This is a genomic window from Amycolatopsis endophytica (assembly GCF_013410405.1).
Classification (GTDB): domain Bacteria; phylum Actinomycetota; class Actinomycetes; order Mycobacteriales; family Pseudonocardiaceae; genus Amycolatopsis_E; species Amycolatopsis_E endophytica.
The window spans coordinates 400,611-421,124 of sequence record NZ_JACCFK010000001.1 but is presented as its reverse complement, the minus strand read 5'-3'; the positions used below and the strand labels follow the sequence as shown (position 1 = coordinate 421,124).

Sequence of the window (20,514 nt, the reverse complement as noted above, 5' to 3'; positions counted from 1 at the left end):
GCGGGGCAGTCTGCCCGACGATCAGTGGGCGGCGCGCCCGGGCCGGTGGATCTTCCAGCGCGACGGGCGGTGGTGACCCGCCGGGGCCGCGGCCGTCTGCTGCGGGACCGGGCGGGTCGGGACGTCCGCGTTGCCCACCACGGTGTCGCCGGTCGTCACCGGCTGCTGCACCGCTGTGTCGGCGGGTTCGTCCGTTTCGACGTGTGCCTTCTTGCGCGCCGGCATGATCGCCATCACCAGGCCGAGCACGGCGGTCACCAGGTGCAGCCAGTTGTCGGCGGCGTTGAGGTTGAGCGGGTTGCCCAGACCGGACACCGGGTTCGAGGAGATCACCCCGGTGATCATCAGCCCCCAGATCCCGACCAGGCCGAACCCGATGAACAGGATCCAGCCGAACGTGCGCGCGGACGCCGACGACGCCGCGAACAGCAGGCCGACCACACCGACGACGATGTGGATCAGGTTGTGCAGCGGGTTGACCAGGAAGCCCAGCACCATGTGGTCCTGGTTGCCGGTGAAGTCGCCGAACCCGGTCCGCACGAACCCGACGATGCCGAGTGCGAGGTAGACCAGTCCGACGAGCCCGGCGAGCACCTGGACCGGCTGGAAGCCGGCCACCCGGACGCGGGCGTGTTCCGTACGAGACATGTCGCCTGTCCCCTTTGTCCGACGGGACACCACGGTTGCGTGATGTGCCTGGCGGGCTACCCGGCGGGCGAATCGGGCAAACTTACCGGACCAGCCGTCCGAGCAGGGCGGAAGCGACGGAGATGGCGATCGCGGCGGCCACGGCGAGCACGCCGAAGTCCAGCCGGAGGTGTGACGGGGTGCCGATCAGCAGTCCCCGTAGCGCGTCCACTTCGTCACTGAGCGGGTTGACGTGACTGAGCTCGCGCAGCCAACCCGGCATCAGGTCCACCGGGTAGAGCGCGTTCGAGCCGAAGAACAACGGCATCGTGATCGCCTGCCCGATCCCCATCAGCCGTTCGCGGGACAGCACCAGCCCGGCGATCACGATCGACAGGCAGCAGAAGAACGCCGAGCCGAGCACGACCGCGAGAGCGGCGCCGAGCAGTTTCAGGGGATTCGCCGTCAGGTCCACGCCGAGGATCGCGGCCAGGACCATCACGATCACCGCCTGCACGAACGCGCGCACCCCCGCTGCGAACGCCTTGCCGGTGACCAGCGCGGCGCGCGGGGTGGGGGTGACGAGCAGCTTGCCCAGCACGCCGGCATCGCGTTCCCAGATGATCTGGATGCCGTAGAAGATCGCGATGAACAACGCCGACTGCGCGAGGATCCCCGGGGCGAGGAAGTCCAGGTAGGGAGTGTCGCCGGTGGGGATCGCGCGCAGCCGCGTGAAGGTTTCGCCGAAGATCAGCAGCCAGAGCGCGGGCTGGATCGCCCGGGTGATCAGCTCGGAACGGTCGCGGCGGAGCTTCTGCAGCTCCACCAGGCACATCGTGCCGACCCTGGACAGCAGGCGGCGGACCGGGGCCGGGTCAGCCCAGGCGGCGAGCGGCGCGGACATTGCGCATCCCTCCCTTGTCGGAGTCGTCGAAGGCGTCACCGGTGACCGCGCGGAACACGTCGTCCAGAGTGGACTCCGGCCCCAGTTCCGCCCGCAGCCGCGCGGGGCTGCCCTGTGCGCGGATGCGGCCGCGGTGCATGAGCGCGACCTGTTCGCAGTACTGCTCGGCCTCGTCCATGTAGTGCGTGGTGACCAGGACGGTCATGCCGGTCTCGACGCGGACCTGCTCGATGCGTTCCCACACGCCGGTACGGGCGACCGGGTCGAGTCCGATGGTGGGCTCGTCGAGGATCAGCAGGCGCGGGGCGCTGACGAGCGCCTGCGCGAGTTCGAGGCGGCGGATCATGCCGCCGGAGTAGGTCGAGGCCTGCCTGCCGGCGTCGTCGAGCAGGCCGACCGCGCCGAGGGCCCTGTCGACCTGTTCGGCGCGGTCGCGGCGAGGGACGTCGAAGAGCCGGGCGAACAATGCGACGTTCTCCCGCCCGCTCAGCGTCCCGTCGGCGGAAAGCTGTTGTGGTACATAGCCGATCAGCCGCCGCACGGGCATCTTGCGGCGTGCGACGTCGAGCCCGAAGACTTCGATCGCGCCTGCCTTCGACGGCAGCAACGTGGTGATCATCCGGATGGTCGTGGTCTTGCCTGCGCCGTTGGGCCCGAGCAGGCCGAAGACCTGGCCCGCCGGGATCTCCAGGTCGACACCGTCGACGGCGACCGTGTCACCGAAGGCGTGGCGGAGCCCGGTGCAGCGCACCGCGGGTGCGGTCATCTCTCCTCCTGGAGTGCGTCGATCAGCCTGCCGAGAGCGGGCAACGCGGCCTCGATCGCTTCGCGGTCCTCGGCGGGCAGGGTGGCGACGGCGGTCGCGACGAACTCGGTGCGTGTGCGGCGCCAGTTCGCCAGCCGTTCGCGTGCCGTGCCGGTCAGGTCGAGTCGCGCGGCGCGGCGGTCGTCCGGGTCGACCCGTCGTTCGAGCAGGCCCGCGTCCACGAGCTGGTTGACGAGCGTGCTGACGGAGTTCCCGGCCAGGTGCAGTGAACGGGCCGCCGCGGCGACTCCGGTACCGGGCTGTTTCTCGACCTCGCGGAGCAGCTCGATCTGGGCGACGCGCAGGGGCGGGTGCGGCAGTGTCTCCCGCACGCGCCGCCGGGTCACCCGCCGCAGCGCCGCGGTGGTGGTCATCAGGTTCTCGGCCAGTTCTCGCACTTCCGCAAAGTAGCTCTGACTAAGAGCTATTAGCAACGCTCACAACCGCTGCGATCAGGAGGAACCGCACGAACGCACCAGGTTCGCGGCCAGTGCGCGGGCCGCGGCGGGGGTGAGCGGATCGTGTCCGAGCAGGACGCGGTACCAGAGCACGCCGAAGGCCTGATCGGCGAACAGGTGCCGGTCGGTGCCCTCGTCGGCCTCGCCGCGTTCACCGGCCCGGTCGAGGATCTCCAGTAGCATTTCGCGGCGGCTGAGCGTGAAGGCCCGGAGCGCATCGGCGGCCGCCGGGTCCCGCAGCGCCTCGGCCATCGACGTGCGGAGGAGCGCGCGTACCGGGGGCGCGGACACCGTCTCGAAGGTGGCGACGAGGAAGGTTTCGAGATCGCCCGCGAAGCTGCCGGTGTCCGGTCGCGGAGTCAGTTCCTGCGCGCGCTCGATGGCTGCCTCCAGTAGGACCGCGCCCTTCGACGGCCACCAGCGGTAGATGGTCTGCTTGCCGACACCGGCCGCGGCGGCGATGGCGCCGACGCTGATCGCCGTGTCGTCGCGCGCCAGGAGATCCGCCGCGGCCGCGAGGATCGCTTCGCGTGCGGCTTCGTTCCGGCGGCGTCCGGTGTGCGCGCGTCGTGGCATGGCCCGACTCTAGCTCTTGACGGAACCATCGGTCTCGGCAATGCTTGACGAGACTTATGGTTTCGGCAAAGGGGGACGACATGGTGACACCGGAACAGAAGAAGCGCCGGGCGGACGCGTTCCACCGCGCGATCAACCCGGTGATGCGGATGATGCCCGGCCAGGTGGTGCTGGAGACGACCGGCAGGCGCAGCGGGTTGCCACGGCAGGTCCCGGTCGGTGGCAAGGTGATCGACGGCGCGTTCTGGTTCGTCTCCGGTGACGGCCCGCGTGCCGCCTACATCCGCAACATCGAGGCGAACCCGGCGGTCCGCGTCAGGCTCGGCTCGACGTGGCGCACGGGCACGGCGCACCTGTTGCCCGAGGACGACCCGTACGAGCGGCTGAACAAGCTGCCCGCGTTCAACAGCATGATGGTGCGCCGCCTGGGTACCGCGCCGCTGACCGTTCGCGTGGATCTGGACTAGATCAGCGGGTTGATCGACTTGTCGACAGTGCTCGGTGGCTACTGTGGACGGTCGGGACCGGCCGGTGCGCCCTCGCTAGAGTCCTGCGGGTGAGTACCGGCATCTCCACCCTGGCGAGTCAGTGTCCCGCGCTGTCCAGGACGAGGGCGCTGGCGACGTGGGTCGGCAGCGGGAGACCCGTTACCGCCCAAGGAGTTCTGCGGCCGGCCGATGTCCCGTCGGTCGCCGGGGTGCTCGGCGTCGAGGTGGGGGAGAAGGTCCGCTCGGCCGCCGACGTCGTGCCGATCCACCGGCCGTGGGTCGCCGCCGAGGGTGCCGGACTGATCGAAGTCGGCGTCGCGGAAGCGGTCGCGCGCCCGGCCGACGACGATCCGGCGCAGTTGTGGCTCAAGGGTCTCGACGCGGTCCTGCGCGCCGAGTCGGCCGACCCGCGCCGCCGCGGCGCGCACGCGCTGTGCCGCGCGGTGCTGACCGCGCTGGTCAACGGCCCGCTGCTGGACGACCTCGGGTTTTCCGTGCACCGGCTGTTGAAGGGCGACGAGGACGCGGGCGCCGTCCCGGTGAGCTTCGGCGGCGTGGAACCGTTCCCGCTCGGCGCTGCCGTGGACGTGCTGACCGAGTTCGGCGCACTCGACGGCCACCGCGAAGTCACGCCGTTGGGACAGTGGGCGCTCGACGAATGGGCCGCTCGCGAACCTCGTCCGGTCACGCCGGACCTGCGCGCCACGCAACTGCTCGGCAGGCTGGCGCCGCTGCCGGCCGACGAGGCTTGGCGCCAGGCGCAGCGCTGGTTCGAGGACAGGCGTCCGGTCGACGGCGCCGCGCAGTTGCTGCACGCGGCGGAGTTCACGTCACCGGTGGAACGCGTCGCGGCGATCGAGGTCGTCGCGGGCTTCGGCGCCGAGGTCCTGCCCGCGTGGCATAGCGCGCTGAGCCACCGCAACGTGCGGCCGCACGCCGCGGCGATGCTGGAGATGTGGGACGAAGGCCCGGGGCTGTCCGAAGCGGAGCGACGGCGCCTGGTCACCGAGTACGCGTTGTCCGCGCGTGAGCGCAGCGGCGTCGAGGAGGCATACCACTACGTGCGTGACCGGGGCGGCCTCGACGCGCTCGAGCCCGAGGCGACCGCGTTGCGGCGCGAGCTGCGGGCCTTCGCCGCGTCGGTCCGGCTGCACGTGTACCAGCTGAAGGTCACCGTCGCCGGGCGCAAACCCCCGCGGTGGTGGCGGCTGGTGATCCCGGCGAGCGTGACGCTCGGCGTGCTCGCCGAAGCGCTCGACGCGGACGGCGAGCACCACTTCGAGGCCGACGGTGTCCGGTACGCCGACCCGTTCTCCGGTCTGGGCGAGGACCGCGACGAGCACGACGTCCGCCTGTCCCACGTGCTGGTCCGCCCGGGAACGGCCGTGCGGTTCTTCTCGAACGGCGTCGAGCACTCCGTCACCTGCGAAAAGATCCTCGACCCGGACCCGAAGGCGAAGTACCCGCGCTGCACCGGCGCGGCCAAGGGAGCGGAGAGCGCCGGTTCCCGCAACCGGCGCCTGTCCGCGCTGCGGCTCCCGCACCCGGCCCACCCCTGACCGCGAGTCCCCGCTCCGGCCGGTCAGCGCGCGAGGCGGTCCAGGACGAAGGACCGGAGCCCGTCCAGGTCGGTGTCCACGGCGACCTCGATGTGGCCCTGCGCGATGTCGCCTTCGGCCTCGGCGCGCAGCCCCTGCCGTCGCCGGTCGACGAGCGTCGCGCCGCGGGCCGGGCCCAGTGAGCACTCCACCTCGACCGGGTAGGTCTCGGTCTTGAGGATCCCCGGCCGGATCGCCTCGGCGACCGCCACCGCGTCGTGCAGCACGATGCCGTCCCAGCCCAGGGCTTTGCGGTAGTGCGACGAATAGTCCGGGGTCAGCGCCTCCAGTGCGGCACCGATCGGCCCGGACGCGGCCAGCTTGGCCAGCCACGCGGTGTCCACCGCGCACCGGTACGTCAGGTCCATCGGCACCAGTACGCACGGCACGGGCTCCTCGACCAGGACGCGCCGCGCCGCTTCGGGGTCGCTCCAGATGTTGAATTCCGCCGCGCCCGTGCTGTTCCCGCCGGCCAGCCCGCCGCCCATGATCACGATGCGCGCGATCTTCTCCCGCACCTCGGGGTGGGCGGCCAGCAGCAGCGCGATGTTCGTGAGCGGCCCGATCGGCGCGATCGTCACCGGCTCCCCGGCCGCCTCCAGCAACGACACCAGCAGGCTCACCGCACCACCCGGCTCCAGCGCCCGGCCCGGCTCCGGCAACGCCGCGGAACGCCCGGACAGCCCGTCCGCCCCGTGGACGTGACTGGCGCGCCGCAGTGGCGCGTGAACCAGCGGTCGCGCCGCGCCCGCCGCTACGGGCACGTCGTCGCGGCCGCACAGCGCGAGCAGGCGCCTGGCGTTGAGCGTTGTCGCCTCGAGCGGGACGTTGCCGAAGACCGTCGTGACCCCCAGCAGGTCGACCTCCTCGCTCAACGCTGCCAGCGAGATCGCGAAGGCGTCGTCCACGCCCGGGTCCGTATCGATGATCATCGGAGTCGGCATACTGTCAACCTATGACATCGATGTGGGGATCGCCGGTGCTGTCCCGGGTGCAGGCCTGGCGCCGCGCCCGGCGCGACCCTCGTCAGGCGAAGTTCCTGACCGCCGACTCGCTGCGCTGGGTGCTGCGCAACCGCGCCTACACCCCCTGGTACCTGGTCCGGTACTACCGCCTGCTGAAGTTCCGGCTCGCGAACCCGCACATCATCCTGCGCGGCATGGTGTTCCTCGGCAAGGACGTGGAGATCCACTGCCGGCCCGGTTACGGGCGCCTGGAGATCGGTCGCTGGGTGCACATCGGCGACGGCAACGCGATCCGCTGCCACGAGGGTTCGCTGCGCATCGGGGACAAGGCGGTCTTCGGGCGGCAGAACGTCGTCAACTGCTACCTCGACATCGAACTCGGCTCGGCGACCCTGGTGGCCGACTGGGTCTACATCTGTGACTTCGACCACGTCACCGCAGACATCACCCTGCCGATCAAGGACCAGGGCATCGTGAAGACCCCGGTCCGCATCGGGCCGGACACCTGGATCGGCACGAAGGTTTCGGTCCTGCGGGGCACCCGCGTGGGCCGCGGCTGTGTGCTCGGCGCGCACGCGGTGGTGCGCGGGGACATCCCCGACTACGGCATCGCGGTCGGCTCCCCGGCCCGCGTGGTGCGCGACCGCCGCGCCGACTACGAAGCCGACGCCGAACGCCGCGAAGCCATCGCCGACATGGCCCGCAAGGCGAACAAGGCACTGCGGAAAACCCTCGACCAGCACTGACCCCGCCCCCGAGCGGCCAACACGCCGCCCCGAGCGGCCAACACGCGCGCCGGAGCGGCCAACACGCCGAGGCCGCCGCCGTGTTTGCCGTTCCCGTCACCGTGTTTGCTGTTCCGGGCGCTGTGTTGGTCGTTCCGGGACGGCGCCACCCAGCTATCCCTTGGGCACGGCGGGGTACGGGACGAACGTGCTGGTGTTCTCGTCGACCGTGAGCTGCTTGCCGATCGTCGGGAACGCACGCTGCGGGCACGCCGGCCGCTCACACACCTTGCAGCCCATGCCGATGGGCGTCGCGGCGGCCTTCGCGTCCAGGTCGAGGCCCGTGGAGTAGACGAGGCGTCCCGCGTGGCGGAGTTCGCAGCCCAGCCCGACGCTGAACATCTTGCCCGGGCTGCCGAACCCGCCGATGTTGCGTGACACCGTCCGCGCGATCCAGAAGTAGCTCTTGCCGTCCGGCAGCGTGGCGATCTGGGTGAGGATCTTGCCCGGCGAGCTGAACGCCTCGTAGACGTTCCACAGCGGGCACGACCCGCCCACGCGGGAGAAGTGGAACCCCGCCGCCGACTGGCGTTTCGACATGTTGCCCGCCCGGTCGACCCGCACGAACGAGAACGGCACGCCGCGCTGCTTGGGGCGCTGCAGGGTGGACAACCGGTGGCAGACCGTCTCGAACCCGACGCCGAAGTGGTCGCAGAGCCGCTCGATGTCGTAGCGAAAGCTCTCCGCCGTGGACAGGAACTGGCCGTAGGGCAGGATCAGCGCCCCGGCGAAGTAGTTGGCGAGCCCGACCCGCGCCAGTGACCGGGCCGCCGGACCGGAGAACGCCCACGAGTCGGCCAGTTCGGTGATCAGGTCGTCGTACTCGATCAGCGCGATCTGCGAAGCCATCCGGAACGCCCGCTGGCCCACGCGCAGGCTCGGCGCGAGCCGCAGCACCTTGCCGTCGGGCTGGTAGCGGTGCTGCTGACCGGCCGCCTCGTCGAGCCCCTCGCTGATCACCTGCACGCCGTAGTGGTCGGCGAGGCGCTCCTGCAAAGTCTTGTGAACGCCGCCGCGGCGCAGTCCGATGTCGTCGGCCATCCGTTCGGCGCGCTCGTCGAGTTCGGCGACGTAGTTCTCCCGTTCGTAGAAGAAGTCCCGGACCTCTTCGTGCGGCAGGGGAGCGGCGGCGCTGCCGTGCGGGCCCATGCCGTTCTCGGTCACCAGCGCGGCCGTGCTCTCCACCGCGGCCCGGTAGCTGCGGTGCAGCCGGACCAGGGCCTGCGCGATCGTGGGCAGGTTCGTGGCCAGATCGTTGAGCTCGCTGGTGGTCGCGTCGATGCCGATCGACTCGTCGAGCAGGGCTTCGCGCACGTCGGCGACCAGGCGGCTGGTGTCGTTGTTGGCGAAGAACTCGGTGTCGACGCCGAACGCCTCGGTGATGCGCAGTAGCACCGGAACGGTCAGCGGACGCGAGTTGTGTTCGATCTGGTTGAGGTAGCTGGGGCTGATTTCCAGCAACCTGGCCAGGTCCGCCTGGCTCATCGAGCGGCTTTCGCGGAGGTGGCGCAGCTTCGCGCCGGCGAAAGTCTTTTCCACGACTGGCCCTCCTCGGACAGCATTTTCAGTCCGGACCGATCACGTGACCGATTCAGTCCCCGTACTTTGCAGCGACTGCGAAACCGCGTTTCGCAACCTTCACAACATGCTACGTGAAAATTTACAGAAATTGGCAAATTGGAGCGCTGGCCACGTTTGCGCAGCCCATGTCATGGTCGACACCAGCAAGCGAGTCATCGCAACGTTCGCAAAGGTGGAGAAAGACCCATGGCAGAGCAGCCCAACCACTTGCAGAAGGAAGCCGCTGAGCTCGCCCAGCGGTGGGAGAACGACCCCCGGTGGAAGGGTGTCAAGCGGTCCTACAGCGCGGCGGACGTGATCAAGCTTCGCGGCAGCGTCGTCGAGGAGCACACCCTGGCCCGCCGGGGTGCCGAGAAGCTGTGGGACCTGCTGCACACCGAGGACTACGTCCACGCGCTGGGCGCACTGACCGGCAACCAGGCCGTCCAGCAGGTGCGTGCGGGCCTCAAGGCCATCTACCTGTCCGGCTGGCAGGTCGCGGCCGACGCCAACCTCGCCGGGCAGACCTACCCGGACCAGAGCCTCTACCCGGCCAACTCGGTCCCGGCCGTCGTCCGCCGCATCAACAACGCGCTGGGCCGAGCCGACCAGATCAACTGGGCCGAGGGCAACCGCGACATCGACTGGTTCGCGCCGATCGTCGCCGACGCCGAGGCGGGCTTCGGCGGTCCGCTCAACGCGTTCGAGCTGATGAAGGGCATGATCGCCGCCGGTGCCGCCGGCGTGCACTGGGAGGACCAGCTCGCGTCCGAGAAGAAGTGCGGCCACCTCGGCGGCAAGGTGCTGATCCCGACCAAGCAGCACGAGCGCACGCTGAACGCCGCCCGCCTCGCCGCGGACGTGCTCGACGTGCCGTCGCTGGTCGTCGCCCGCACCGACGCGCAGGCCGCGACGCTGATCACCAGCGACGCCGATGAGCGCGACCAGCGCTACATCACCGGTGAGCGCACTTCGGAGGGCTTCTACAAGGTCACCAACGGCATCGAGCCGTGCATCGACCGCGGTCTGGCCTACGCCGAGTACGCCGACCTGCTGTGGATGGAGACCTCCACCCCGGACCTGGAGGTGGCGCGCCAGTACGCCGAGGCCATCAAGGCGAAGTACCCGGACCAGATGCTGGCCTACAACTGCTCGCCGTCGTTCAACTGGCGCAAGCACCTGGACGACGCGACCATCGCGAAGTTCCAGCGCGAGCTGGGCCACATGGGCTACAAGTTCCAGTTCATCACGCTGGCCGGCTTCCACGCGCTGAACTACTCGATGTTCGACCTGGCGCACGGTTACGCCCGCGAGGGCATGACCGCCTACGTCGACCTGCAGGAGCGCGAGTTCGCTTCGGAGGAGCGGGGCTACACCGCCACGAAGCACCAGCGCGAGGTCGGCACCGGCTGGTTCGACCTGGTCAGCACGGCGCTGAACCCGGAGAGCTCGACCACCGCGCTCACCGGGTCGACCGAAGAAGCCCAGTTCTAGAAAGAGCCGCGAGCGGCCGGGGCGCGCTCGCCCCGGCCGCCACCGCGGCCCCTCCAGGAAGGCTTGCCATGACGCACACGTTCACTTCGCAGATCGAGGTCGCCGGCCCGGCCGGCGAGCGGTACGACGAGATCCTCACCCCGGCGGCGCTCGCCTTCATCGCGCGGCTGGACAACGAGTTCGCCGGACGGCGGCGCGAGCTGCTGGACGAGCGGCGGCTGCGGCGCGAGAAGCTGGCCAGCGGCGAGGAACCCCTCGACTTCCGCCCGGAGACCCGATGGATCCGCAACGACGACTCCTGGCAGGTGGCGCCCGCGGCGCCCGGCCTCGAGGACCGCCGCGTGGAGATCACCGGCCCGACCGACCGCAAGATGACCGTGAACGCGCTGAACTCCGGCGCGAAGGTGTGGCTGGCCGACTTCGAGGACGCCACTTCGCCGACCTGGCCCAACGTCGTCGGCGGGCAGCTGAACCTCTTCGACGCCATCCGGCGCGACATCGACTTCACCACGGAATCGGGCAAGCGGTACACGATTGGCGAAAGCCCCGCCACGATCGTCGTCCGGCCGCGTGGCTGGCACCTGGTGGAGAAGCACCTGCGCATCGACGGGCGGCCGGTTTCGGCGAGCCTCGTGGACTTCGGGCTGTACCTGTTCCACAACGCGCGCCAGCTGCTCGCGCGCGGCAGCGGACCGTACTTCTACCTGCCCAAGCTGGAGAACCACCTGGAGGCGCGGCTGTGGAACGACGTGTTCCGCCTCGCGCAGCGTGAGCTGGGCATCCCGCAGGGCACGATCCGCGCGACCGTGCTGATCGAGACGATCACCGCGGCGTTCGAAATGGACGAAATCCTGTACGAGCTGCGTGAGCACGCCTCCGGCCTGAACGCTGGCCGGTGGGACTACATCTTCTCGATCATCAAGAACTTCGGCGACGCGGGCGCGGACTTCGTCCTGCCGGACCGCGCCGAGGTGACGATGACCGCGCCGTTCATGCGTGCCTACACCGAACTGCTGGTCCAGACCTGCCACAAGCGCGGCGCGCACGCCATCGGTGGCATGGCGGCGTTCATCCCGAGCAAGGACCCGTCGGCGAACGCCGTGGCGTTCGACAAGGTCCGCCAGGACAAGGAACGCGAGGCGAGTGACGGTTTCGACGGTTCCTGGGTCGCGCACCCGGGTCTGGTCCCGGTCTGCCGCGAGGTCTTCGACGAAACGCTGGGCGGGTGGCCGAACCAGATCGGCCGTCTTCGTGAGGATGTCGCGGTGACCGCTTCGGATCTGCTGAACGTGGCCAGCGCGGGCGGCGACATCACCGAAAAGGGTCTGCGGGCCAACATCAACGTCGCTCTGCGCTATGTGGACTCATGGCTCCGGGGGACCGGCGCCGCGGCGATCTTCGACCTGATGGAGGACGCGGCGACCGCGGAGATCGCGCGGGCGCAGGTGTGGCAGTGGATCCGCAACGGCACGAAGCTCGACGACGGTACCGCCGTGACGGCGTCGCTGGTCCGTTCGTGGCTGGACGAGGAGCTGTCGTCCGTCCGGGCCGAGCTGGGTGATCAGGCCAAACTGGACGATGCGCGGGAGATCTTCGTCGAGACCGCGCTCGGCGAGAAGCTGCCGAACTTCCTGACGACCGGCGCGTACGCGCGCCACCTGACTGATCTGGTCTAGATCGGACTCCGGTTTTCCCTCTCCTGACGGGGAAAACCGGCTCGCGCTGGCTGTGGCCGGACAGCGCGGACACTCGGGCCCGGTAGGTATGCTCCACCTACCGGGCCCGACCTGTCCCGCGAAATTTCTTCCTTGAGGTAGATGTGTAAGACCCTTCGGCTGCGCAATCCTGGAGAGCAGCAAAGTTGTCCCGGGGATGCCGAAGGAGCTGGTCATGATCCCTGCAGTGCGTCGTTTCACCCGTTCGATCGCGGTAGCCGCGAGTCTGATCGCCGCGTGTGTCTGCGCGCCCGCCGCCCACGCGGAGCCGGGGATCATCGGTGGTGCGCCCGCCGACATCGCGGAGTACCCGTTCACCGTGGCGCTCACCGACGCCACGGGTCTGCAGTTCTGTGGCGGAACGCTGGTGGCGCCCGACAAAGTGCTGACCGCCGCGCACTGCGCGCAGGGGGAGAGTCCGCCTGCCCTGCGGGTCGTGAGTGGACGGACGGCCCTGAGCAGTCGTGACGGCACAGTGTCCACTGTGTCCCACGTGTGGGTGCATCCCGGGTTCAAGGACGCCACGGAGGGCTACGACGTCGCGGTACTGACGCTGACCCAGCCCGTTACCGGGCAGCCGCTGGAACTCGCGACGAAGGACGATGTCGGTTACCGGGCGGGCACCGAGGCGACGATCCTCGGCTGGGGCAACACGGCTCCGATGGGCGATTCGTCCGACGTGCTGCTGAAAGCGACGGTCCCGGTGTCGAGCGATGCCTACTGCTCGCACGCGTACTCGCAGTACACCCCCGACGCGATGGTCTGCGCGGGCTTCCCACAGGGTGGCGTGGACACCTGCCAGGGTGACTCCGGAGGCCCCTTGGTCGCTGCCGGACGCATCATCGGAGTGGTCTCCTGGGGCGAAGGCTGTGCCGAACCAGGAAAACCCGGAGTCTACGCCCGAGTCGGTGCCTACCACGACGAGCTCCAAGCCCAGCTGACACCACAGGACGTGCTGCCCTGAGCGTTCCCTCCCCGCTCCGCACCGTTCCCGGCCCCCTTGGCGCGTGTGCCAGCCCTCCGGTTTGAGAACGCCGATCCCGGCGGCGACCCACTCCTGCGACCTCGGACTATTCAAGACAGGCGGTGATGAGTTAGTAATCAGTAACTGATAACTTTGCAGGCATGGCAACAGACGCACCTGCACGGATGTCGGGGCAGCAGCGGCGTGAGCAGTTGCTCGAACTGGCAGCCGAGGAGTTCGCCCGCGCCGGTCTGCACGGCACGTCGACCGACACGCTCGCTCGTCGGGCGGGGATCACGCAGCCCTACATCTACCGGTTGTTCGGATCGAAGAAGGCGTTGTTCCTGCAGGTCGTCGAGCGGGCGTTCGGTCGGCTGATCGGCGGCATGGACCGAGCCGCGGAGGAGCGCGCAGGCCGGGACGCGCTCGCGGCGATGGGTCAGTTCTACGACCGGGCGCTGGCCGACCGGACCGCGCTCCTGGTGCAGTTGCAGGCCTTTGCCGCCTGTGGGGATCCCGAGGTGCGCGAGGTGGTGCGCGAGCAGATGGCCCGCATGTGGTCGGCGACGGCCGGGCACACCGGCCTGCACCCGGTGGCGGTCAAGACCTTCCTGGCCTACGGCATGTTGCTCAACACCGCCGCGGCGCTGGAGGTCGACGACGTGGATGCCGAGTGGGCCCGTGGCATCCGCACCCGCATCCAGGCCGGACTGTTCGACCACCTGACGGACGACAACAACCGATGACGACCGCCGCGAACGGCCGCGTGACCGACGGCGGTCGTGGCACGCTGGTGGCGCCACTGCTGTTCATCGCACTGGTTGTGGCCGTCCTGGGCAGTCTCGGCGCGCCGCTGATCACCGCGGTGGCCCAGGAGTACCGGGTGTCGCTGGCGGCGGCCCAGTGGAGCCTGACGATCGCGCTGCTGTCCGGCGCGGTCACCACTCCGCTGCTGGGCAGGCTGGGTTCGGTCCGACGGCGGCCCGTGGTGGTGGCCACCCTCGCCATCGTCACGGCGGGCAGCGTCGCCACCGTGGCGCCGGTCCCGTTCGCCGTGCTCCTGGCCGGCCGCGCCGCGCAAGGGATCGGCCTGGGCCTCACGCCCCTGATGATGGCCACCGCACGCCAGCACCTCGGGGAGCGTGCCCCGAGCACGATCGCGCTGCTGTCCGTCGCCTCGACCGCGGGCGTCGGTCTGGGCTACCCGGCAGCGGGTTTGCTGGCCCAGGTGGGCGGAGTGCGTGCCGCCTACCTGCTCGGCGTGGTCATCACGGCAGCCGCCCTGGCCACGGCGATCGTGGCGTTGCCCCGCGACCGCCCCGCCCCGCCGCGCGAACGCCGTGACGTACCGCCTGATCGCGCCGACGCGCAATGGAGTGGGGCTGACGCGGCCCAGGACGACGCTGCTGTGTCGCGTGGTCGTGCGGACGTGGTGCGGGATCACGCCGACGAGTCGCGGGGTGCGGTCGACGTGCCGCAGGATGGCGCCGCAGCGCTGCGGGGCGGCCCTGGCGCGTCGCCCGCGCGCATCGACGGGCGGTGCGACCATACCGATGCGGCCCGAGACGGCGACGTGTCGCGGGATCGTCTCGACGTGTCGCATGGGGGTGCTGACGCATCGCAGGATCCTGCCGCTGCGTCGCGAAGCGGCCCCGACGCGCCGGGGGAGCGCGCCGATGTCCCGGCGGAGGGTGCGGCTGCGCCACGCGGTGGGAGCGTGGACTGGCTTGGCACCTCCCTGCTTTCGCTCGGGCTGGTGGCCGTTCTTCTGGTGACCAGTCAGACCGCCTTGTGGCTCAGCGAACCGACAGTGGCGGGGCTGGTCCTGGCAGCGGGCGTCGTGCTGTTGGCCGGCTGGGTGGTCGTGGAGCGGCGGGTTTCGCGGCCGCTGGTCGACCTCGCGGCCCTGCGCCACCCGGCGGTGGCTGCCGCCAACCTGATCATGGCTGTCTCCGGCATCGCGATGTACCTGCTGTTCACCCTGATCACCCGCTACGTACAGACCCCGCGACAAGCCGGTTACGGCTACGGCCTCACCGCCGTCGAGGCCGGGCTCGTCCTGGTGCCGTTCTCGCTGCTGGGATTCGCGGCCGGACGGGTGGTTCCGCGGCTCCAGCTGCGCACGGGACCCTTCGTGCTGCTGGCCGTCTGCGGCGTCGTGATCACCGCCGGGTGCGTGCTGTTCGCCGGCACTCGCACGTGGGGGGTGGCCTGGCCCATTGTCGCGATGGGGGTGCTCGGTTTCGGTGTCGGCGGGGCTTCCGCCACGATGCCGCAGGCGATCCTCGCCATGACCCCGGCGCGTGAAACCGCCGCGGCGATGAGCGTCAACCAGGTCGTCCGCGCGGTCGGGTTCTCCATCGGCAGCGCGGTGGGCGGGCTGATACTCGCCGCGCACACCACGGCCGGACAGTTCGTGCCCGCCAGTGCGGGCTACACCACCGCGGCCTGGATCGCCGCCGCTCTCGCGGTCGTCGGCATCGCGACGGCTGTGGGTGCGGACGTGATCCGCCGGCGCCGGCCGTCAACCACCTGAGGAACTCGTCCGGAGCAGGGTCCTCGCCGCGGCTTGCGCCCGGCCGGCGGCCTCCGGATCGCCGGTGACGCCGGCGATTACCGTCGCGCCCTCGACGAGGGTGAAGATCTGGTCGCCGAGATCGTCCGAACCGGCCACCGAACGCAGGTAGGCCCGCACCAAGTCCTTGTGCTCCCGCACCACACGAGCAACACCGGGTACCGACTCACCCAGTTCTCCCCAGGCGTTCAGGAACGCGCACCCCCGGAAGTCCTCCTCGCCGAACCACCGCCGCAGCCAGTCGAACACCGCGAGCACCGGATCGGACCGCGTCCCGACGTAGTCCGCCAGCGACTGCCGCCACCACGCGTCCCGGCGGCGCAGCCACGCCTCGACGAGATCGCCCTTCGCCGGGAAGCACTGGTACAGCCGCTTGAGCGACACGCCCGACCCGGCCCGGATCGCGTCCATCCCCACCGCCTGGATGCCGCGCGCGGCGAACAGTTCTCCCGCCGCGTCGAGCACCCTGACACGTGCCTCGTCCAGGTCCATCCCACCTGCCCTTGCGTGGAGAACGTGCGTTCTCTACCGTAGCGCATCGATGGAGAACGTACGTTCTCCGCTTGCCGTCGAAGGAGTCCCATGTCCGATCGTCCCCCGTTCCCGCCGTTCGACGAGGTCACCGCCGCCCAGAAGGTGCAAGCCGCGGAGGACGCGTGGAACACCCGCGATCCGGAGAAGGTCGCGCTGGCCTACACCCTCGATTCGGTCTGGCGCAACCGGGACCGCCACGTGGTGGGCCGCGACGCGATCGTCGAGTTCCTGCGCCGGAAGTGGGAGCGCGAGCTGGATTACGCGCTACGCAAGGAACTGTGGGGCTTCCGTCGCAACCGGATCGCCGTGCGCTTCCAGTACGAGTGCCACGACGCCGACGGCCAGTGGTGGCGCAGCTACGGCAACGAGCTGTGGGAGTTCACCGACAACGGGTTGATGCGCCGTCGCGAGGCGAGCATCAACGACGTCCCGATCAGCGAGTCCGAGCGCCGCATCTTCGGCCCGCGCCCGGAGTCCGAGCGCGACGCCCCGCTGCCGGTGTTCTGATCGCTGTTCGGTCGGCACGACCGGACGGAACCTGCGAGCGTGCGTCTCGTCGCGTTGGGTCCGGCGGTCTGCCAGGCCCTCGCCGAGGGCGACCTGGCCGCGGCGAACCGGGCGCCGTCCGTGGAACTCAGCCCGTACTTCGTGAACTCGCGTCGGTTGCCGGGCTGGGGCAGGGGGAGTGCGGCGGTGCGAGCCGATCCCCGTGCCGCGAACTGGCTGGCCCATGCGATCAGCGCGTGCGCCGGTCAGGTTGCGGGCTTGTTCTTCCGCGCGGCGGCGGGTTTCGCCGCGCTGGGCTGTTCCCTGCCCGACGGTCCGGCGGCGCCGGACTTTCTGGCGCCCGCGGTGGCCTTGCCGGTCAACGTCTTCGGCACCGCCGGGGGAGGTTCGGGGTTGAGGACGTTGCCCGTCGGGATCTTGGGCCGGCCGAGTTCGCCGTGGTCGCGGACCCGGACGCGGCGGTAGACCTCGGCGGTGGTCGCCGCGATGCGGGCCCAGTCGAAGTCGTCGGCGAGGCGGGCCTGTGCGGTGCGCGCGCGGGATTCGGCGGCGGTCCGGTCGCGCAGGACCGAAGTCACCGCTGACGTCAAGGCCGCCACGTCGCCGGGAGCGAAAGACAAGCCGGTGACGCCGTCGACCACGACCTCACCCAGACCGCCCGCGGTCGACGCCACCAGCGGGGCCTTCGCGGCAGCCGCTTCCAGGGCGACGATCCCGAACGGCTCGTACCGGCTCGGCAGCACCACCGCGTCCGCCGCCGCGAGCACCGCCCTCAGTTCCCGGTCCCGCAGGTGCCCGGCGAACTCCACCGCATGCTGCATCCGCATCCGCCGCACCTGCTTGACCAGCTCGTCCAGATGTCGTCCGCGCCCGGCGACCACCAACCGCGTCCCGCGGTGTGAGCGCCGGATCTTCGGTAGCGCGGACACCAGGTCCTGCACGCCCTTCTCCCACTCCAGGCGCCCGAAGAACAACAACAGCGGCTCACCTGCCGGCGCATACGCCTGCCGCGCCCGCGCGACCTCCTCCGCCGGAACCTGCCAGCCCCGCTCCTCGATGCCGTTGTGGATGACGGTGATGTCGTCCGCCGGCACCTCGAACAGCTTCGCGACCTCGGCACGCATCGCCTGCGAACAGGTGATCAGCGCGTCCGACCGGTTGGCCAGCCACCACTCCACCGAATGCACCTGCTGGTTGAGCGGCTGCGACAACCAGCCCGAATGCCGTCCGGCCTCGGTTGCGTGGATCGTTCCGACCAGTGGCCGCCGCAGTGAGCCCGCCAGGCTGATCGCCGGGTGCGCCACCAGCCAGTCGTGGGCGTGCACGACGTCCGGCCGCCACGTGCGCGCCAGCTCCAGGCTCGCGCGCACCATGGCGTGACCCATGGCCAACGTCCACGCCACGAGGTCCCGTTCGAACGTCACGTGCATCGGGTCCTCGGCGACGCGGACGATCCGCACCCCTTCGACCACGAGGTCCGTCGTCGGGTGCGTGTGCGCGTCGGTCCCGGCCGGGTGCCGCGACAGGACCACGACCTCATGCCCGTCCCGGACCAGGTGGCGGGCCAGCGCGTGCACGTGGCGGGCCAGCCCGCCGACCACGACCGGCGGGTACTCCCAGGACAGCATCAGCACACGCATGACAGGAGGTTACTCACTGGTCAACTACGAACAGAACCGCCCGAACGCCCGCCGCGGCAGGGGTGACCTCGGTCACAAGTCTCGTGCGTCCAGTCGGCCGAAGGGGTTGTCCTGGCGGGCCCAGCGTTCCACCGGAGCGGGCAGCGGTCCCCGGCCGACCCATCCGGCCAGCTCGTCGAAGCGCGAGGTGTGCACAGCGGCGCGGCGGCGGGCGTAGTCGGCCGCGGAGTTCTTCGTGACCATGAACGCCCAGTCGCTGGACAGTGACATCATCGCCTCGCCGACGGCCCAGTCGGCGACCTTGTCCCGCGCCCCGGAGCGCGGCAGCGCCAGCAGCCGCTCCTGCAGGGCCGCGTTGTCGGCGACCATGTCGGCCACCTGCTCGCCGTCCCACACGCGCCAGTCCTTACCGGACCCCCAGGACGACGCGGGCAGCTCGACCGCGGGCCCGACGAGCCCGGCGTCGACCGCGCCGCGCAGCGTCGTCACCCGCACCCCGGCCTCCGGCAACGCCCGCAGCACACCTTCGAGCCACGCCGGGCCCTCGTGCCACCAGTGGCCGAACAGTTCGGTGTCGTAGGCGGCGACCACCATCGCCTCACGGCCGTGCTGCTCCCGCAGCGACCGCAGCCGCGACACGACCGTCTCGACGAAGTCCTTCACGTGCGTGCGGACCGTGTCCGCGGCCAGCGCCGGTTCGTACGGCGCCTTGTCCGACGGCTCGACCTGCTTGCCCGTCACCCGCGACGGTTTCAGCCCGACCTCGTGCGCCCAGGTGTGGAAATCGCGGTAATGCGCGTGCCCCGGATAGCCCGCGCGCGGCGACCAGACCCGGTACGTGACCTCCAGGTCCCGCCCGAAACTCAGCACGTCGGAGGCGCCCACCGGGCGCGCGAAGGCCGTGTCGCCGTGCAACGACGGCCCGTCCACCAGGAACCGCCGCACCCCGGCCGCCGCGTAACCGGCCTCCATGCCCGGCGCGTAGCCGCATTCGGGCGCCCAGATGCCCTCCGGGCGGTGCCCGGTCCGCAGCGCCGTGTCCGCCAGCCCGCCCCGCAGGAAGAACGACCGGATGCGCTCGTCCAGCAGCGGCTGGAACGGATGCGCGTACGGGCCGCCCAGCAGCTCCAGAACCCCGGAGTCCACAAGCGACCGAAGCAGCGGCGAAAACCCGTGCCGCCATTGGGTTTCGAAGTCCTCCAAAGCTCGCGTCGCCGCGCGGTACTCGTGCGCGCCCAGCTCGCGCAGCAACGGGTCCGAACGCCACAACGTCCCGGCCTGCACGGTCCGCAACTGCCAGTGCCCGAGCCATTCGTGGAACGCCCGCAGCGCGTAGGGATCGTCGAGCTGCGCCGCGAGCACCGGCGTCACGCCGAGCGTCAGCACGTCCCGCTTGCCTTCGGCCGCGAACCTGCGCACCAGGTCGACCACCGGCAGGTACGAATGCGCCCACGCCTGGTAGAGCCATTCCTCGCCGACCGGCCACGAGCCGTGGTGCGGCAGCCACGGCAGATGGCTGTGCAGCACCAGGCAGAACGTCCCCTCGCGGGTCACGGCCGCACCGCCACCGCGACCAGGTCCAGGCTCTCGTCGAGGCGGTCGCCGTGGATCTCGAAGTCCGAAGCGCCGATCGCGGCGATGTCGGCGAGCAGCGCGGGCGGCCACGGCGCCTGCCCCGGCAGGTGTCCCATCACGACTTCCAGCTGCGCGTCGATGACCGACCCGCCGTACCGCTCGTCCAGCGCGCGCACACCCGGCCCGTGGTGCAGACCGTGCAGCACTTCGACCGCGAAACCCGCCTCCCGCAACAGCGAATCCAGCTCCGCCGCCGCGAGTTCCCTGGTGTGGAACGGGTTCAGCGGGGTGTCGCTGTCCGGGGTGAACGTCAGCCGGTTCGGCGTGGTGACCAGCAGCCGCCCGCCCGGCCGCAGCACGCGCAGGCATTCGGACAGGAACGCGCCCTGATCCCACAGGTGCTCGATGACCTGGAAGTTCGCGACCACATCGATGGCCCCGTCGCGCACCGGCAACTGGACCAGGTTCCCCCGCGCCGTCCACACCTCGCGGTAGCGCCGCGCGACGTGCTCGGTGGTCGGCTGGTCGTAGTCCAGCGCCAGCACCGCGCGAGCCGTCGAGGCGATCAGCCCGGCGCCGTAGCCCTCGCCGCATCCGGCCTCCAGCACCACCGCGTCCGCGCACCACGGCAGCAGCGCGTGGTAGGCCGCCTCATGACGGCGAAACCAGTAGTTTTCCTCGGCGATGCCCGGAACCGTGCGTTCCCCGGTCAGGTGCAGTGCTTCGGCGCGCGACGTGCTCACC

General features: G+C 70.5%; 19 protein-coding genes and 1 pseudogene. 9 read left to right on the top strand and 11 right to left on the bottom strand.

The genetic code is table 11. The features are described 5' to 3' along the window. Positions 1 to 21: 21 nt before the first annotated feature. The 5 genes from HNR02_RS02015 to HNR02_RS01995 all read right to left on the bottom strand — a co-directional run bounded on the left by HNR02_RS02015 (position 22) and on the right by HNR02_RS01995 (position 3,370). Entirely contained in the window at positions 22 to 648 is a 627-nt protein-coding gene (locus HNR02_RS02015; RefSeq protein WP_218902582.1) for a DUF4383 domain-containing protein, read from the bottom strand. A gap of 82 nt (positions 649 to 730) precedes the next feature. Next, positions 731 to 1,531 carry an ABC transporter permease gene (locus HNR02_RS02010; RefSeq protein ID WP_179771524.1) on the bottom strand — a complete coding sequence of 267 codons (801 nt, stop codon included), beginning with the start codon at positions 1,529 to 1,531 and terminating at the stop codon, positions 731 to 733. Next, positions 1,503 to 2,297 carry an ABC transporter ATP-binding protein gene (locus HNR02_RS02005; protein WP_179771523.1) on the bottom strand — a complete coding sequence of 265 codons (795 nt, stop codon included), beginning with the start codon at positions 2,295 to 2,297 and terminating at the stop codon, positions 1,503 to 1,505. The genes HNR02_RS02010 and HNR02_RS02005 overlap by 29 nt, the downstream gene beginning before the upstream one ends. Continuing rightward, complete coding sequence (locus HNR02_RS02000; protein WP_312860874.1) at positions 2,294 to 2,734, bottom strand: MarR family winged helix-turn-helix transcriptional regulator; 441 nt, start codon at positions 2,732 to 2,734, stop codon at positions 2,294 to 2,296. Before HNR02_RS02000 ends, HNR02_RS02005 begins: the two co-directional genes overlap by 4 nt. Positions 2,735 to 2,788: 54 nt before the next feature. Further along, a complete protein-coding gene (locus HNR02_RS01995; protein WP_179771522.1) occupies positions 2,789 to 3,370 on the bottom strand; it encodes a TetR-like C-terminal domain-containing protein in 582 nt (193 codons plus the stop codon). A gap of 80 nt (positions 3,371 to 3,450) precedes the next feature. Between HNR02_RS01995 and HNR02_RS01990 the strand changes: the two genes are divergently transcribed. Both HNR02_RS01990 and HNR02_RS01985 read left to right on the top strand, forming a co-directional pair. Then, a complete protein-coding gene (locus tag HNR02_RS01990) occupies positions 3,451 to 3,837 on the top strand; it encodes a nitroreductase/quinone reductase family protein (protein WP_179771521.1) in 387 nt (128 codons plus the stop codon). 89 nt (positions 3,838 to 3,926) lie between these two features. Then, the gene (locus HNR02_RS01985; protein WP_312860873.1) at positions 3,927 to 5,417 is read left to right on the top strand and encodes a plasmid pRiA4b ORF-3 family protein; all 1,491 of its coding nucleotides are present in this window, start codon (positions 3,927 to 3,929) and stop codon (positions 5,415 to 5,417) included. A 23-nt stretch (positions 5,418 to 5,440) separates the two neighbouring features. Here HNR02_RS01985 and HNR02_RS01980 read toward each other — a convergent pair whose 3' ends face one another. Further along, positions 5,441 to 6,400: a nucleoside hydrolase gene (locus HNR02_RS01980; protein WP_179771520.1), complete on the bottom strand. Its 960-nt coding sequence runs from the start codon at positions 6,398 to 6,400 to the stop codon at positions 5,441 to 5,443. Positions 6,401 to 6,411: 11 nt separating this feature from the next. Between HNR02_RS01980 and HNR02_RS01975 the strand changes: the two genes are divergently transcribed. After that, positions 6,412 to 7,167 carry an acyltransferase gene (locus HNR02_RS01975; RefSeq protein WP_179771519.1) on the top strand — a complete coding sequence of 252 codons (756 nt, stop codon included), beginning with the start codon at positions 6,412 to 6,414 and terminating at the stop codon, positions 7,165 to 7,167. Between the two features lie 153 nt (positions 7,168 to 7,320). On the opposite strand, the gene HNR02_RS01970 is transcribed toward HNR02_RS01975, so the two are convergent. Next, entirely contained in the window at positions 7,321 to 8,745 is a 1,425-nt protein-coding gene (locus tag HNR02_RS01970) for a short-chain fatty acyl-CoA regulator family protein (protein WP_179771518.1), read from the bottom strand. A gap of 228 nt (positions 8,746 to 8,973) precedes the next feature. Here HNR02_RS01970 and aceA point away from each other — a divergent pair, with 228 nt between their 5' ends. The 5 genes from aceA to HNR02_RS01940 all read left to right on the top strand — a co-directional run bounded on the left by aceA (position 8,974) and on the right by HNR02_RS01940 (position 15,475). Beyond that, the gene (gene aceA / locus HNR02_RS01965; RefSeq protein ID WP_179771517.1) at positions 8,974 to 10,260 is read left to right on the top strand and encodes an isocitrate lyase; all 1,287 of its coding nucleotides are present in this window, start codon (positions 8,974 to 8,976) and stop codon (positions 10,258 to 10,260) included. A gap of 68 nt (positions 10,261 to 10,328) precedes the next feature. Further along, positions 10,329 to 11,936 (top strand): malate synthase A, encoded by a 1,608-nt coding sequence (gene aceB, locus HNR02_RS01960; RefSeq protein ID WP_179771516.1) that lies wholly within the window; start codon positions 10,329 to 10,331, stop codon positions 11,934 to 11,936. A gap of 214 nt (positions 11,937 to 12,150) precedes the next feature. Then, the gene (locus tag HNR02_RS01955) at positions 12,151 to 12,939 is read left to right on the top strand and encodes a S1 family peptidase (RefSeq protein ID WP_179771515.1); all 789 of its coding nucleotides are present in this window, start codon (positions 12,151 to 12,153) and stop codon (positions 12,937 to 12,939) included. A gap of 161 nt (positions 12,940 to 13,100) precedes the next feature. Next, positions 13,101 to 13,685, top strand: coding sequence for a TetR/AcrR family transcriptional regulator (locus HNR02_RS01950; RefSeq protein WP_246338478.1), 585 nt, complete (start codon positions 13,101 to 13,103; stop codon positions 13,683 to 13,685). Further along, complete coding sequence (locus HNR02_RS01940; RefSeq protein WP_246338477.1) at positions 13,682 to 15,475, top strand: MFS transporter; 1,794 nt, start codon at positions 13,682 to 13,684, stop codon at positions 15,473 to 15,475. The genes HNR02_RS01950 and HNR02_RS01940 overlap by 4 nt, the downstream gene beginning before the upstream one ends. Here HNR02_RS01940 and HNR02_RS01935 read toward each other — a convergent pair. Further along, a complete protein-coding gene (locus HNR02_RS01935) occupies positions 15,464 to 16,006 on the bottom strand; it encodes a TetR/AcrR family transcriptional regulator (protein WP_179771514.1) in 543 nt (180 codons plus the stop codon). The genes HNR02_RS01940 and HNR02_RS01935 overlap by 12 nt on opposite strands. A 90-nt stretch (positions 16,007 to 16,096) precedes the next feature. Between HNR02_RS01935 and HNR02_RS01930 the strand changes: the two genes are divergently transcribed. Further along, the gene (locus HNR02_RS01930; RefSeq protein WP_179771513.1) at positions 16,097 to 16,555 is read left to right on the top strand and encodes a nuclear transport factor 2 family protein; all 459 of its coding nucleotides are present in this window, start codon (positions 16,097 to 16,099) and stop codon (positions 16,553 to 16,555) included. A gap of 389 nt (positions 16,556 to 16,944) precedes the next feature. Here HNR02_RS01930 and HNR02_RS01925 read toward each other — a convergent pair. The 3 genes and pseudogenes from HNR02_RS01925 to HNR02_RS01915 form a co-directional block, all read right to left on the bottom strand. After that, a pseudogene (locus HNR02_RS01925) lies at positions 16,945 to 18,195 on the bottom strand (glycosyltransferase family 4 protein); the annotation flags it as partial. 72 nt (positions 18,196 to 18,267) lie between these two features. Next, complete coding sequence (locus tag HNR02_RS01920; RefSeq protein WP_179771512.1) at positions 18,268 to 19,749, bottom strand: 1,4-alpha-glucan branching protein domain-containing protein; 1,482 nt, start codon at positions 19,747 to 19,749, stop codon at positions 18,268 to 18,270. Further along, positions 19,746 to 20,513: a class I SAM-dependent methyltransferase gene (locus HNR02_RS01915; protein WP_179771511.1), complete on the bottom strand. Its 768-nt coding sequence runs from the start codon at positions 20,511 to 20,513 to the stop codon at positions 19,746 to 19,748. Before HNR02_RS01915 ends, HNR02_RS01920 begins: the two co-directional genes overlap by 4 nt. Between the last annotated feature and the right edge of the window lies 1 nt (position 20,514).

Bases quoted from the DNA above. Each gene is read 5' to 3' on its own strand.
- HNR02_RS02005 (WP_179771523.1), bottom strand. From the start codon at position 2,297: ATGACCGCACCCGCGGTGCGCTGCACCGGGCTCCGCCACGCCTTCGGT.
- aceB (WP_179771516.1), top strand. From the start codon at position 10,329: ATGACGCACACGTTCACTTCGCAGATCGAGGTCGCCGGCCCGGCCGGC.
- HNR02_RS01995 (WP_179771522.1), bottom strand. From the start codon at position 3,370: ATGCCACGACGCGCGCACACCGGACGCCGCCGGAACGAAGCCGCACGC.
- HNR02_RS01990 (WP_179771521.1), top strand. From the start codon at position 3,451: ATGGTGACACCGGAACAGAAGAAGCGCCGGGCGGACGCGTTCCACCGC.
- HNR02_RS01940 (WP_246338477.1), top strand. From the start codon at position 13,682: ATGACGACCGCCGCGAACGGCCGCGTGACCGACGGCGGTCGTGGCACG.
- HNR02_RS01930 (WP_179771513.1), top strand. From the start codon at position 16,097: ATGTCCGATCGTCCCCCGTTCCCGCCGTTCGACGAGGTCACCGCCGCC.
- HNR02_RS01935 (WP_179771514.1), bottom strand. From the start codon at position 16,006: ATGGACCTGGACGAGGCACGTGTCAGGGTGCTCGACGCGGCGGGAGAA.
- HNR02_RS02015 (WP_218902582.1), bottom strand. From the start codon at position 648: ATGTCTCGTACGGAACACGCCCGCGTCCGGGTGGCCGGCTTCCAGCCG.
- HNR02_RS01955 (WP_179771515.1), top strand. From the start codon at position 12,151: ATGATCCCTGCAGTGCGTCGTTTCACCCGTTCGATCGCGGTAGCCGCG.
- HNR02_RS02010 (WP_179771524.1), bottom strand. From the start codon at position 1,531: ATGTCCGCGCCGCTCGCCGCCTGGGCTGACCCGGCCCCGGTCCGCCGC.
- HNR02_RS01950 (WP_246338478.1), top strand. From the start codon at position 13,101: ATGGCAACAGACGCACCTGCACGGATGTCGGGGCAGCAGCGGCGTGAG.
- HNR02_RS01975 (WP_179771519.1), top strand. From the start codon at position 6,412: ATGACATCGATGTGGGGATCGCCGGTGCTGTCCCGGGTGCAGGCCTGG.
- HNR02_RS01980 (WP_179771520.1), bottom strand. From the start codon at position 6,400: ATGCCGACTCCGATGATCATCGATACGGACCCGGGCGTGGACGACGCC.
- aceA (WP_179771517.1), top strand. From the start codon at position 8,974: ATGGCAGAGCAGCCCAACCACTTGCAGAAGGAAGCCGCTGAGCTCGCC.